The 13,239-nt window shown below is 37.7% G+C and carries 16 protein-coding genes and 1 pseudogene; 16 read left to right on the forward strand and 1 reads right to left on the reverse strand.

Going from position 1 to position 13,239, the window contains the following annotated elements; all coding sequences use genetic code 11:
* Window positions 1-39: 39 nt before the first annotated feature.
* The 4 genes from ACOI1C_RS05755 to paaX all read left to right on the forward strand — a co-directional run bounded on the left by ACOI1C_RS05755 (window position 40) and on the right by paaX (window position 3,952).
* Entirely contained in the window at window positions 40-909 is an 870-nt protein-coding gene (locus ACOI1C_RS05755) for a 3-hydroxyacyl-CoA dehydrogenase (protein ID WP_422508895.1), read from the forward strand.
* A complete protein-coding gene (pcaF, locus tag ACOI1C_RS05760) occupies window positions 906-2,141 on the forward strand; it encodes a 3-oxoadipyl-CoA thiolase (protein WP_422508897.1) in 1,236 nt (411 codons plus the stop codon). The genes ACOI1C_RS05755 and pcaF overlap by 4 nt, the downstream gene beginning before the upstream one ends.
* Window positions 2,131-2,904 (forward strand): enoyl-CoA hydratase-related protein, encoded by a 774-nt coding sequence (locus ACOI1C_RS05765; protein ID WP_422508899.1) that lies wholly within the window; start codon window positions 2,131-2,133, stop codon window positions 2,902-2,904. The genes pcaF and ACOI1C_RS05765 overlap by 11 nt, the downstream gene beginning before the upstream one ends.
* Before the next feature lie 172 nt (window positions 2,905-3,076).
* Window positions 3,077-3,952, forward strand: a complete 876-nt coding sequence (paaX, locus tag ACOI1C_RS05770; protein ID WP_422508901.1) for a phenylacetic acid degradation operon negative regulatory protein PaaX — start codon at window positions 3,077-3,079, stop codon at window positions 3,950-3,952.
* Between the two features lie 158 nt (window positions 3,953-4,110).
* On the opposite strand, the gene ACOI1C_RS05775 is transcribed toward paaX, so the two are convergent.
* Window positions 4,111-4,638, reverse strand: coding sequence for a gamma carbonic anhydrase family protein (locus ACOI1C_RS05775; protein ID WP_422508903.1), 528 nt, complete (start codon window positions 4,636-4,638; stop codon window positions 4,111-4,113).
* A 70-nt stretch (window positions 4,639-4,708) separates the two neighbouring features.
* Here ACOI1C_RS05775 and ACOI1C_RS05780 point away from each other — a divergent pair, with 70 nt between their 5' ends.
* The 12 genes and pseudogenes from ACOI1C_RS05780 (at window position 4,709) to ACOI1C_RS05835 (ending at window position 13,230) form a co-directional block, all read left to right on the forward strand.
* On the forward strand, window positions 4,709-5,659 hold the full coding sequence (locus ACOI1C_RS05780) for an NAD(P)H-dependent flavin oxidoreductase (RefSeq protein WP_422508905.1): 951 nt from the start codon (window positions 4,709-4,711) through the stop codon (window positions 5,657-5,659).
* Window positions 5,660-6,216: 557 nt separating this feature from the next.
* Window positions 6,217-6,555 (forward strand): annotated as a pseudogene (locus ACOI1C_RS05785) (aminoglycoside phosphotransferase); the annotation flags it as partial.
* Window positions 6,556-6,768: 213 nt separating this feature from the next.
* Complete coding sequence (locus tag ACOI1C_RS05790) at window positions 6,769-6,900, forward strand: DUF3953 domain-containing protein (protein WP_422509196.1); 132 nt, start codon at window positions 6,769-6,771, stop codon at window positions 6,898-6,900.
* A gap of 127 nt (window positions 6,901-7,027) precedes the next feature.
* The gene (locus ACOI1C_RS05795) at window positions 7,028-7,225 is read left to right on the forward strand and encodes a hypothetical protein (protein WP_422508907.1); all 198 of its coding nucleotides are present in this window, start codon (window positions 7,028-7,030) and stop codon (window positions 7,223-7,225) included.
* Window positions 7,226-7,265: 40 nt separating this feature from the next.
* Window positions 7,266-7,550 carry a hypothetical protein gene (locus tag ACOI1C_RS05800; RefSeq protein ID WP_422508909.1) on the forward strand — a complete coding sequence of 95 codons (285 nt, stop codon included), beginning with the start codon at window positions 7,266-7,268 and terminating at the stop codon, window positions 7,548-7,550.
* A gap of 256 nt (window positions 7,551-7,806) precedes the next feature.
* Window positions 7,807-8,283, forward strand: a complete 477-nt coding sequence (locus ACOI1C_RS05805; protein WP_422508910.1) for a DUF2975 domain-containing protein — start codon at window positions 7,807-7,809, stop codon at window positions 8,281-8,283.
* Between the two features lie 10 nt (window positions 8,284-8,293).
* Window positions 8,294-8,515 carry a helix-turn-helix domain-containing protein gene (locus ACOI1C_RS05810; protein ID WP_422508912.1) on the forward strand — a complete coding sequence of 74 codons (222 nt, stop codon included), beginning with the start codon at window positions 8,294-8,296 and terminating at the stop codon, window positions 8,513-8,515.
* A gap of 219 nt (window positions 8,516-8,734) precedes the next feature.
* Complete coding sequence (locus ACOI1C_RS05815; RefSeq protein ID WP_422508914.1) at window positions 8,735-8,977, forward strand: hypothetical protein; 243 nt, start codon at window positions 8,735-8,737, stop codon at window positions 8,975-8,977.
* A gap of 575 nt (window positions 8,978-9,552) precedes the next feature.
* On the forward strand, window positions 9,553-9,945 hold the full coding sequence (locus ACOI1C_RS05820) for a thioesterase family protein (protein ID WP_422508916.1): 393 nt from the start codon (window positions 9,553-9,555) through the stop codon (window positions 9,943-9,945).
* Between the two features lie 74 nt (window positions 9,946-10,019).
* On the forward strand, window positions 10,020-11,126 hold the full coding sequence (locus tag ACOI1C_RS05825; protein WP_422508918.1) for a Leu/Phe/Val dehydrogenase: 1,107 nt from the start codon (window positions 10,020-10,022) through the stop codon (window positions 11,124-11,126).
* Between the two features lie 42 nt (window positions 11,127-11,168).
* Entirely contained in the window at window positions 11,169-12,251 is a 1,083-nt protein-coding gene (pdhA, locus tag ACOI1C_RS05830; RefSeq protein WP_422508920.1) for a pyruvate dehydrogenase (acetyl-transferring) E1 component subunit alpha, read from the forward strand.
* Window positions 12,235-13,230, forward strand: a complete 996-nt coding sequence (locus ACOI1C_RS05835) for an alpha-ketoacid dehydrogenase subunit beta (protein ID WP_422508922.1) — start codon at window positions 12,235-12,237, stop codon at window positions 13,228-13,230. Before pdhA ends, ACOI1C_RS05835 begins: the two co-directional genes overlap by 17 nt.
* Window positions 13,231-13,239: the final 9 nt, after the last annotated feature.

Here is a 13,239-nt window from a genome sequence, read left to right on the forward strand (position 1 = left end):
TGCTCGTTTCATTTCTTAAAAGTAAAAAGGAGGATTCTCTTGATTAATCATATTACGGTTATTGGGTCTGGGGTTATGGGTAGAGGAATTGCCTATGTTTCTGCAGTTGGAGGGTTTCAAACTACATTAGTCGATGTATTAGATGAACAGCTCCAACAAGCGAAAAGTGAAATTGAGTCGATTTTCTTAAAAGGTGTAGAAAGAGGAAAATTATCTAAGGAAGCCAAAGTAAAGGCACTAGAAAACTTAACTTATACAACAAACCTAGTTGAGGCAGCTAAAATTTCAGATTTAGTCATAGAAGCCGTTCCGGAGAAGGCCGAAATCAAAAAAAGTGTCTTCGAAATTATAGACGTTCATGCACCAGGACATTGTTACTTTGCAACAAATACATCAACAATGAGTCCAACTGAGATTGCCTCATTTACGAAGCGTCCTGAAATGGTCATTGCCATGCACTTTTTTAATCCGGTACATAAAATGCCTCTTATTGAAATTAGTAAAGGCTTAGAAACAAGTGATGAAACGATTGATGCGATTAAACATGTTGCATGTCTTATGGGTAAGGAAACAGTGACAATAAATGAATTTCCAGGGTTTGTGACAAGTAGAATTAGTGCTCTAGTTGGGAATGAAGCGTTCTATATGCTACAAGAGGGTTTAGGTACACCAGAGGAAATTGATAAAGCGATTAAGCTTGGCCTCAACTATCCAATGGGACCGTTCGAATTAGGCGATTTAGTTGGGCTAGATACGAGGTTAAATAATTTAAAGTACCTACACGAAAAGCTTGGTGAAAAGTATCGTCCTGCTCCACTTTTAGAACAATATGTGAAGGCAGGAAGATTAGGTAGAAAAACAGGTAAGGGTGTATACAACTACACGAATGAAGGGGGAGACAAGCAATGAGAGAAGTAGTGATCATTGATGCTGTTCGAACCCCGATCGGCAGGTATAAGGGTGCTTTAAAAGCAGTGCGGCCAGACGACTTAGGTGCGATTGTCATTCGAGCTCTCGTAGAACGTAATCAGAATTTACCTACTGGCGAAATCGAGGAGGTTGTCTTCGGTAATGCCAATGGGGCTGGTGAGGATAACCGAAATGTGGCTAGAATGTCCGGGTTACTTGCAGGTTTACCCGTTGAAGTAGCAGGCACTACTATTAACCGACTTTGTGGATCAGGCCTTGATGCCATTAATTATGCTGCTCGTGCTATTATGGCAGGAGAAGGTGATATTTACATAGCTGGCGGAACTGAAAGTATGACACGGGCTCCTTTTGTGATGGGTAAACCAGATAGTGATTTTCCACGAGGAAACATGGAACTGGTCGATACAACCATTGGCTGGAGATTTGTAAATGATAGATTAGAAGAACAATATGGCATTGATTCTATGCCTGAAACAGCGGAAAATGTAGCGAAAAGCTATGAAATTTCGAGAGAGGCTCAGGATCAGTTTGCTTTTGATAGTCAGCAAAAAGCAAAAAAGGCGATGGAATCAAATAAATTTGAGAAAGAAATTGTCCCTGTAACAATCAAGGATAAACGCGGAAATGTAATGGTCATAGATCAGGACGAGCATCCGCGACCAAGCACGACACTCGAGCAGCTTGCTAAATTAAAACCTTTATTTTCAAATGGTACGGTATCAGCTGGAAATGCATCAGGTGTTAATGATGGGGCCTCAGCGTTACTTCTTATGAGTGCTGAGAAAGCTAGAGAGTTAGACATTAAGCCATTAGCTAGATATGTAGTTTCTGCTACAACAGGTTTAGAACCAAGAGTGATGGGGCTAGGTCCAATCTACGCGACAAGAAAAGCACTTAAGCGGGCAAAACTATCTATTCAAGAGATTGATTTGGTAGAATTAAATGAAGCCTTTGCTTCCCAATCACTAGCATGTATAAAAGAGTTAGAATTAGACAAGGAGATTGTCAATGTAAATGGAGGAGCCATTGCATTTGGACATCCTCTAGGAGCGAGTGGAGCAAGAATCATGACAACGCTTCTGTATGAAATGAAACGTAGAAAAGTCCGCTATGGTCTTGCTACAATGTGTATAGGTGTAGGACAAGGGATCGCTACAATCATAGAGAACATCGATTATACAAAAGAAGGAAGGTATCAAGATGAATATTAAATTTGTACAAAATGGTCACATAGCTCTTGTTACAATCGACCGACCAGAGGCTTTAAACTGTTTTAATTACGAAACGTTACAGGAATTAGGCCAACTTATAGAAACGATTGCTACGAATAAAGAGATTCGTAGTGTTATATTCACTGGGGCAGGTGACAAATCATTTAGTGCAGGTGCTGACTTAAAAGAAAGAAAACACTTAACTCAAGCTGAAGTCAAAAGAAATGTAAAAAAAATAAGAGAAGTCTTTGATATGGTCGCACATCTTCCTCAACCAACTATTGCTGCTGTCAATGGGTATGCCTTTGGTGGAGGCTTTGAACTAATGCTTGCATGTGATTTCCGGATCGCTGTTGAAGATATCGTCATGGGCTTAACCGAAGTAAGCTGGGGTATAATTCCAGGTGCAGGTGGAACTCAACGCTTACCACGCCTAATCGGAGAAACAAGAGCGAAAGAATTGATATTAACTGCAAGAAAGATTTCATCACAGCAAGCACTTGAGTACGGAATTGTTAGCTACGTTGTTCCAAGAGACAAATTGATGGACAAATGTATAGAACTAGCGGAAGAAATGCTACAAAATGCACCAATTGCTCTTGAACAAGCAAAATTTGCAATAACCACAGGGTTAAATACCGATCTTCAATCAGGGCTACTAATAGAAGCGAAAGCGTATGAAGTAACCATTCCAACTAAAGATCGAGTAGAAGCACTTATTGCCTTTAGTGAAAAGAGAAAGCCTCACTTTCTAGGAGAGTAATCGTCCATAGGGTTCCCTATGGACGATTTATCACTTTCTTACTAACCATTAGCTTGTTAAATATAGTAGGATGAGGTATTCTGTTTTTTGACTAATATTACATCACCAATTATTTCTAAGACATAAAAATACCGTTATATGAGAAGGGTATAGAACAGAGGTTGACGAGAAAATGAATACTAGATCAATGATTTTCACTCTATATGGAGATTATATTCGCCATTACGGCAATAAAATATGGATTGGAAGCTTAATCAAATTATTAAATGAATTTGGGCATAATGACCAAGCTGTTCGTGCTGCCATATCGAGAATGCTTAAACAAGGTTGGGTTGAATCTGAGAAGCTAGGGAATAAAAGCTTTTATTATTTATCTCCAAACGGAGCTAAGCGAATTGAAGAAGCAGCTGGCCGCATATTCAAACTAAAGCCTGAGAAATGGGACGGAAAATGGAGAATTTTGATGTACACGATCCCAGAAGAAATTCGAAGTATTCGAGATGAGCTTCGTAAAGAGTTAGTTTGGAGTGGTTTTGGATCCTTTTCCAATAGCTGTTGGGTTAGTCCTAATCTTTTAGACAAGCAAGTATATGATTTAATAGATAAGTATGAGATTAAAGAGTACGTAGATTATTTCGAAGCGGACTATAAAGGGCCTCATGAAGACCAGCGTTTAATTGAAAAGTCTTGGGACTTGCAAGAAATTAATGAGAAATACCAGTGGTTTATTTCAGAGTATAGTCAAAAATATATCATTGATAAAAATAAAATTAATCGGGGTAACATGACATCAGCTGAATGTTTCGTGGAGCGAACAAAGCTTGTCCATGAGTACCGAAAGTTTTTATTTGTTGATCCAGGGCTTCCTGAAGAACTGCTTCCCCAAAAATGGTTAGGTAATCATGCTGCATCATTGTTTAGTGAGTATTACAAAGAACTAGCAGCGCCAGCGTCCCAATTTTTTGAGGAAGTGTTTCAAGAAGGAAATGAACTGACTAAAAAGGATCAACAATACGACATACTCAATCATCCTTTAATGATTGACTGATTGAAAGGCTGAAAGCGCCTTGATCAGTCCCGACAAGCAAATGTTCCAGATCAAATAAAAGGGGATACTTTCCCTTTTATTTGATCTGGGTTATTTGACCTCGAGGGACTAGGCGCTGGAGCTAGACACAAAACCTTTTTAAAAAAGAGCAGTTATGACTACTGCTCTTTTTGTGCTTCAAAGCTCTCCTTATACACTGTACCCTTACCAACATAAGAGTCAATCGACAACTGTATGAGCTCAAGATCCTTATCAGTGATTTCTCTTACCACCTTACCCGGAGAACCAACTACAAGAGAGCGAGGAGGAATGATTTTTCCAGGCGGGATCAAAGTGTTAGCTCCAATAATACATTCTTCTCCGATTTCAGCTCCATCTAGAATAGTGGATCCCATCCCGATGATGCTTCTATTTTTAATCGTGCATCCATGAAGAATGGCATTATGTCCAACGGTTACCTCATCTCCAATAAACAGTGGAGAACCTTCATATAAGTGACAAGTTACATTATCTTGGATACTTGTTCTTTTTCCGATTGTTATAGGACCTTCATCACCACGTAGAACTGCGTTGAACCAAACAGTGGATTCTTTTCCGATTGTAACGTCACCAATTATTCGAGCTCCCGGAGCCACAAAAACGGTTGAATCTAGCTCTGGTGTTTTATCTTGAAACGAATATAGCATATTTATCCTCCGTTCATATTGTCTTAATTTTTCAATTAGTATAACATTAATTATACGGGAGGGGAATTAGGTGAATAAATTAATGGATATACTACAAATTAAATACCCAATTATTCAAGGGGGTATGGGAAATATTAGTAACGCCATCTTAACTGCCAGCATTTCAAACGCAGGAGGACTCGGAACAATTGGCGTAGGAACCATGGATCCTACTGAAGTCGAGGGAATCCTAACAGAGACATGTACGAAAACTAAACATCCATTTTCTGTAAATATTCCGATATCTGTTACGACATATGTAAACGAGATGCTTTCGTTGCTTATCAAATATAAAGTTCCTATTGTCTCCCTATCAGCAGGAAATCCAGCTCCTTATATTCCATTGCTTAAGGAACATGGGATAAAATTAATTTGTGTAGTTTCTTCCGTAAAACAAGCGATTAAAGCAGAACGAGCAGGAGCGGATGTACTCGTTGCAGAAGGGTATGAAGCAGCTGGTATTAATTCCAAGCTTGAAACAACAACTCTAACATTAATTCCTCAAATTGTAGCCTCTGTGCATATTCCGGTTGTAGCAGCAGGTGGTATTGGGGACGGTAGGGGATTAGCTGCGATGCTGGCTCTTGGTGCAAGTGGTGTTCAGATGGGAACTCGCTTCATCGCTACAAAGGAAGCTCCTTTTCATGACCGTTATAAGGAAGCACTCGTGCAGGCATCCGATACTGATACGGTGATTGTTGGCAGATCCGTTGGCAAAATTCGTAGATTAATGAATACAGATTACGCTCATAAGCTTCTTCAAATTGAGAAAAATGGTACAACCTTAGAAGTCTTTGATGAAATGACAACTGAGGACTTTCATAGAAAAGGGGCAATAGAAGGAAATCTAGCTGACGGGTTTATAAACGGTGGTCAAGTTTCAGGCTCTATCCAAGATATTCCTTCTGTCGAAGAATTACTCACTAGAATGATGAAAGAAGCTAAGGAACAAGTTACTGTACTTTCTCAGCTTCTATCTTAGACGCAAAAAACATTTTGATTAAATTTTAAGTAGTTCAGTTTTGGAGTACAGAAATTCAATTCGTACCCTTAAAGGAACTACTTTTTCATATTTAATTGCACACTTATTTGCTAACAAAGAAGTTCGTTTAAGAGGTAAGGGAGCAAACCCACTCAATGTAAATGCGCATGTAATTAGAAAAATAACGCTTAGTAAGGTGAGGCCACTGAAAAAGTAGTTACTATCGAAAAAAGTTAGAACATGAGGAAACTTATGTACCATCCAACGATGAGGTGAGTGACGTGGAGTAAAAATTGCTTCTCTGAAACACGCTATACCGAACAATGGCGGTATCCAGCTCACAGGCTTACAGGAAGCACCTAAGTTTAGAAAAAACATAGCTAGGTTGTAAGGGACTTGGAAAATAAGGAACGTTGATTCAAGGGCTGTCACCCGAAACGGTTGCTATAAGTGATATGGCGAAATGCATTTGTCCTTATGAGGGTAGGGGTACGACCTGTGAAACCTCTGTAATGGAGGTGGAGGAACAGCCCCAAGTCTAGCGATAAGTAATAATTCCACGACTTTGGGACATAGCTTATACTCTTTACACATGTGTTCCATTAAGTAGGCATTATCATACCGAAAAAGGCGAGACAGTTCATTATAATCCAACAGATGATGCTAAACGAATAAAACAAAGAGTTGAATTGTTTTTTGAATCTTACGGTATTGAGGGAATGAAAGAAGGATATTTAGAGATGGTATTGCTAAGATTAGAAGGATTATGTAAATACATGAAAAGAAAAGCCGATGAAGGAGATATTGCTTTTCAAAAGATGATAGATGAAGGGCACTATGAACATTATCAAAACGATATTAAATTCATTCGTGAACATGGAAAAGAGTGGATTTAAGAAGCGGTTTGTTGAACGGGTGCGAATGTTCAATAAGAGCAGTCGCTTCTTGTGTTAACGAAGCAGGATAATTCATTAGATAAAAATCAATTTTTTGGGGGGGAGAGTGCACACTTTGTTAATGGTATTGAGGATAGTGTTTGCCGATCTTGCACTAGGATTATCACTTTGGGCTTTATTTACAGGTATCAATGACTTTTCGCCATATATGTTATTTTTTTTAGGAGCAATGATACTTGTCACTGGTGTTCTGAAAAGAAAGCAGAACGTAAGAAAAATGCTATTATATCGTTCATTGCATCAGCATTTATACTTTTTGTTTCGATTTATATTCTTTTAAGCTAACAGGAGCTTTCATAACGTTAGCTTCTTTTGCTTATCTAGTTAACCTCGTAATACAAACGACGCAGTATTGTTGAAGAAGGAGATAAAATTCATCTTAATAAATTTGTATTTAAAAGGAGAGATAGAATTGGGGCGTTATATAAGTATATTTTTTCTAGCTCTATTACTTGGCGTAGTATTATTTTTTACAATTGCGTTGTCATTGGGGCATTTAGTGGTTGAAATAGATTTATTTATTGGAATGATTTTAATTGTTTTTGGTTCATTTATTATAACCCAACTTTTTTTCATAATAGATTTACTCCAGAAAAACTCTCCTCGTTGAAGTAAAGAGCAGGATTGTTCAATATATGGGGGGAATAGTAATGTGGATAATATTAGGGATTATTGCAATAGTTGTAACTTTTATAAATCTATATATGTATGCAGCAGGAAAGGATTATAAGCTCGCTATGGCGTTAGGATTATCATTTACAGCATTAACACTTTGTGCAGAATACAGTTTTGTATCGGAGTTGGTAATAAAGGAAGATTGGTCAGCTTTAAGGGAAGTGCCCAATTATGAAAGGGCATTATGGTTTTTGACAATTGTATCTATCTTACTAAATCTAGCTCCAATATTTTTAGAACGAAAAGGTAAAAAAAAATGACTTATTGTCACATCATTTATATAATATGAAATTATTGTGTAAGTCACTATATATAACTAACGGTTAGTTAAACAATTTATAAATTTTATAGTTTTAAGTTAATAAATCAATTCTTTGTATGAGGAATGCTCCTTATCTGTGTCTAAACTAAAATTCACTTAACGATAAAATTAATGTTTAATTTAATAATAATTTATTGTAAAACAATAAAATATGTAGTAAAGTTAATTTATATAAAATAAGTGAGGTGCTTTTTATGAAAAAAGGAACAACATTGTTTTTAAAAATAGCTTTATTTCTTATTGGAACTCCAGTTCTTGCTTTGTGTATATTTGGGTTATCTTGGTTAGCTAATAATCCAGTATATCAAGATTATACCCATATACTTTATCCCATTTTAATCATTATGTATGTATCCGTAATCCCGTTTTTCTTTGCGTTGTATCAGGCGTTCCGTCTTCTAAGTTATATTGACAAGAACAAAGCTTTCTCACAAATTTCTGTTAAAGCTTTAAAGAATATAAAATACTGTGCAATGACAATTAGTACTTTGTATGTGGTAATGATGCCATTCGTTTATCTCTTGGCAGAGTTAGGCGATGCCCCGGAACTCATAATAATCGGAATGGTCCCTATCTTTGCATCAACGGTGATCGCAGTCTTTGCTGCTGTTCTTCAAAGACTTTTACAAGAAGCGATTGATATAAAATCGGAAAATGACTTAATAGTCTGAGGTGAAAACAATGGCAATTATAATCAATATTGATGTGATGCTGGCTAAAAGGAAAATGAGCGTAACAGAACTTTCGGTGAGGGTTGGAATAACAATGGCTAACCTATCTATCTTGAAAAATGGAAAGGCAAAAGCAATTAGGCTTTCAACATTAGAAGCGATTTGTAAGGCTTTAGACTGTCAGCCTGGAGACATTTTAGAATACAAAAGTGACATAGATTCTCCAGATTAAAGACTACAATTTCTTCAACGAACGGGCTCTCCTTGAATACTATTTTCCTTGTTCAACTTACCGGACAGTTTCGTGTAACAAGGGTAATAGAATAGAGTTGGTTTTAGGGCAGTAATTGGAGGTGTATGTTCATGCTTTCGAATTTATCAAAATCTCTAAATGAGGGTGATATTTTTTAAGATGATGTATTCTTAAGTTTGGTAAACATTGAAATAGTTGGTGAATACACTAAAAGAGTCTGTTCAAAAAGGAGGACAAAAAGAGCAAAGAAGTTCGAGGAAGCGAAGTCTTGAGCTTCCTGCGCGTATGTTTTGTATACGTGAGGAGCGGAGAGACGAGCTGACGAAGAAATTTGAAGCTATTTTTGCCGGACTTTTTGAACACCCTCTAAAACTGTTTTATGCTAAAAGCACTTTTGACAGCGGGTGTGTTTGTGGAATAAGAGTGAGCATTTTCCGTTAAGGATTATGTTCTTTTTTGTGGTCTAATTTAGAATAATTTTGCACCTCAATTTGCTTATACATTATATTGTTTGTACCTCAAAAATTAATTACTTAATTAAATTTCGGAGTGTTTCTATTATTAATAAAATTGACTAGATATGCGAGTGTATCTATAATATCGATAATTACAGTTTATCGACAATTATATATTTTCCACCTATTCACTTCTCGTCTGGCACTTGCACTTTTCATAATGTAAAAAAGTAATTAAAGGTCCTACTATTGGAATTGATTTTGGAATGAATATTATTTCAGAAAAATAAATTTCAGTAGTTATATAAGAGGATCATTGTAAATTAAGTCATATATTATTATTTTACCAAATTTTCGGAAAATTATTGACATTCAACTAATATGAATGGTAATATAACGTTGTAATAACGTTGAGGTAAAAAAACATCACATTATTTGTAACCGTTTACAGGTGTGGAATCCCTACTTACGTAATATATATCGGTAAATGTAAGAGTAAGTAGATAGGAGCTTTCTTCATCTATTTGCTCTTTTTTTGATACATATTGAAGGGAGTATGAAATGAAGCTAGGACTAGAAGTTGGTTTAACAGCTAGCCTTACTATTACAGTTGATTCAGATATGTTTGCTAGTTTTAATGGAGTAATTGTTCACCGCGCTTATTCAACGGTATCAATGGTTTATCACATGGAATGGGCCTCAAGACTACTTATTCTACCTTTTTTAGAGGATATGGAAGAAGGTATGGGTGCTGAGGTCTCAGTGAAGCATATTGCACCTTGCTGTGAAGGGGATCAACTTACAATAAAAGCAATTTTACATGAAGTTGACGGAAATAAGGTGTTCACAAAAACAGAAGTTATACGTAATGATCTTCTAGTAGGTATTGGTGAAGTGAAACAAGTCATCTTACCAAAGGAAAAAATTCATCAACTATTACAGAAACCAAGTTAAAAATAATAGTGGTATTTTTACATTCTATTAAACTTGTAAGCGATTACTTTTTCTGATTGAGAGGTGGAACCTTAATGGATATGTTTCAAAAAATTAGCGAACATCAGCAGGTTGTATTTTGTAATGATGAGTCCACAGGTTTAAAAGCAATTATTGCTATTCATAACACAACACTAGGGCCTGCCTTAGGTGGCTGTAGGATGCAACCATATAAATCAGTAGATGATGCACTTGAGGATGTTTTACGTCTTTCAAAAGGGATGACCTACAAATGTGCGGCAGCAGATGTGGATTTCGGCGGAGGAAAAGCTGTCATAATTGGGGATCCATTAACCGATAAATCACCTGAATTATTCCGTGCTTTCGGTCAATTTGTGGATTCTCTAAATGGTCGTTTCTACACTGGAACGGACATGGGGACGACACCGGATGATTTCGTTCATGCTCTGAAGGAAACAAATTGTATCGTCGGTGTGGAAGAAGTTTACGGCGGTAGTGGTGACTCTTCATTACCAACGGCTCTTGGAGTGATTTATGGCTTACAAGCAACAAATCAAGCAATATGGGGCACAACTGATCTACATGGGAAAAGCTATGCCATTCAAGGGCTAGGAAAAGTAGGCTTTAAAGTGGCCGAGCGACTAATGGAAGAGGGTGCTGATCTATATGTCACAGACATTCATCAGCATGTGATTGATGAGCTTGTCACAAGATCCAAAGAACTAGGTACTTTGGTAAAGATCGTGAGTAGTTCAGAAATCTATCAGACCCATGCAGATGTGTTTATTCCTTGTGCGATTGGCGGAATAATCAATGATGATACCATTCCAATGCTCGGTGTTAAAGCTGTAGTAGGTTCAGCTAATAATCAATTGCTGGAACTACGACATGGTCAAATGCTCGGGCAAAAAGGAATTCTATATGCACCAGACTATATTGTAAATGCTGGTGGACTTATTCAGGTTGCCGACGAACTTTATGAACCAAATAAAGAAAGAGTACTAAGAAAGACAAAATCTATTTATACATCTCTACTAGATATATATAAGCAGGCAATAGAAGAAGGAATAACAACAGTAGAAGCATCAAATCGATTCTGTGAAGAACGACTTAGTGCAAGAACAAAGCGAAATAGCTTCTTCTCCCATTCCAAACGTGCAAAATGGAGTGTCAGAAACTAAACAGCGCAGTCTCCATTACGATATTGAAAAGGAGTTGTTTACATGGAAAGTCAATTTCCGATCATTCAAGTTGTAGATGAACAAGGAAATATCGAAGATCTAAATGTTGAGCAAAAATTAACGAAGGAATTTGTGCAGCGTTTCTACCATCACCTTGTACGCATTCGTACCTTTGATCGTAAATGTGTGAGTTTACAGCGTCAAGGTCGTATTGGAACGTATGCTCCGTTTGAAGGGCAAGAAGCTTCTCAAGTAGGAAGTGCCCTTGCTTTAAATACAGACGACTGGCTTTTCCCTTCTTACCGTGACCACGGGGCTACTATGACATTTGGACACTCCCTTAGAAATATTCTTTTATTTTGGAATGGTCGTAATGAGGGGTGTGTTCCTCCAAATGGTAAGAAAATCTTCCCTCCAGGAATTCCAATTGCCACACAGCTTCCTCATGCAGTTGGGGCAGCGTATGCTGAACAAAGAAAAGGAACGAAGAATGTAGCCATCGTATATTTTGGTGATGGTGCAACCTCAGAAGGTGATTTTCATGAAGGATTAAACCTTGCCAGTGTGTTGAATGCACCTGTTGTCTTTTTTAATCAAAATAACGGTTTTGCGATTTCTGTCCCTCTACATAAACAGATGAAAACGAAAACTATTGCACAAAAAGCGTTGGCTTATGATATTGAAGGAAAGCGGATAGACGGAAATGATGTGTTTGCTGTTTACTTCGAAACGATGAAGGCGTTAGATAAGGCAAGGAACGGAGAAGGACCTACTCTCATAGAGTCAGTTACTTGGCGTTACGGGGCACACACAACAGCAGATGATCCAACTAAATATCGAGATCAATTAGAGAGCCAGAATCGAAGAGAAAGCACGGATCCTATAACTCGTGTAGAACGATTACTAAAAAATAAGGGTTGGTTTGATCCGGAGTGGGTAACTCAACTAGAGGATGAAGTGTCAAAGGAAATTGATGCGGCCATTATGGAAATGGAGAATTTTCCAAAGGCGAATGCAGTGGACATTTTTGATTATGTTTTTGAAAAACCAACATGGACAATTTCCGAACAAAAGGATGCATTTTTGCAATTAAAAAGAGGTGATCAACATGCAAACAGCCGTTAAAACAAAAACCTTAACAATGGTCCAGGCAATTACCGATGGAATGAGGACGATACTAGAAGAACGGGATGATGTGATTTTACTTGGAGAAGATATCGGCAAAAACGGTGGCGTTTTCCGAGCAACTGATGGCTTACAGGAGCAATTCGGAGAAAATCGAGTTCTTGATACTCCTCTTAGTGAAGCAGGATTTGTTGGAGCAGCTATCGGTATGGCTGTATGTGGATTTCGTCCAGTTGTAGAAATTCAATTTCTTGGCTTTATTTATCCTGCTTACGAGCAAATCATGACGCATGCCACTAGACTTCGTTCCCGTACAATGGGCCATTTTACAGTTCCCATGGTCATTCGTGCCCCATATGGAGCGGGTGTTCGTGCACCTGAAATTCATTCAGATAGTACGGAGGCACTTTTTACCCATATGCCTGGTATAAAAGTTGTGTGTCCATCCAATCCATATGATGCAAAGGGCTTGTTAATTGCGGCTATAGAAGATCCAGATCCAGTTCTTTTTTTAGAACCAATGAGATCTTATCGATCAGTCAAGGAAGAAGTCCCAGAAGGCAAGTATTCAATTGAGATTGGAAAAGGAAAGCGTATTCGAGAGGGAGAAGATGTCTCTATTTTTGCATGGGGCGCCATGATCCCGGTCATCACGAAAGCGGCTGAAGAGATGTCAAAAAGAGGGATATCATGTGATGTTATTGATTTACGTACTCTTTATCCACTTGATCGGGATCTGATTACAGAGTCTGTCCAAAAGACTGGTAGAACGGTTATCGTGCAAGAAGCTCATTTAACGGGTGGGGTAGGGAATGACATCGTTTCCATTATTAATAATTATTCCTTTCTTTATCAAAAGGCTCCAGCTGAGCAAGTTACAGGATTTGATACACCTGTTCCATACTTTGGGTTTGAAGATTTTTACTTACCTACTCCGGAGCGAGTAATCCAAGCAATAGAAAAAGTAGTGAAGTTCTAGGAGGGGCCT

It is taken from the genome of Bacillus sp. DJP31, assembly GCF_049310945.1.
In the GTDB taxonomy this organism is placed as follows: domain Bacteria; phylum Bacillota; class Bacilli; order Bacillales; family SA4; genus Bacillus_BS.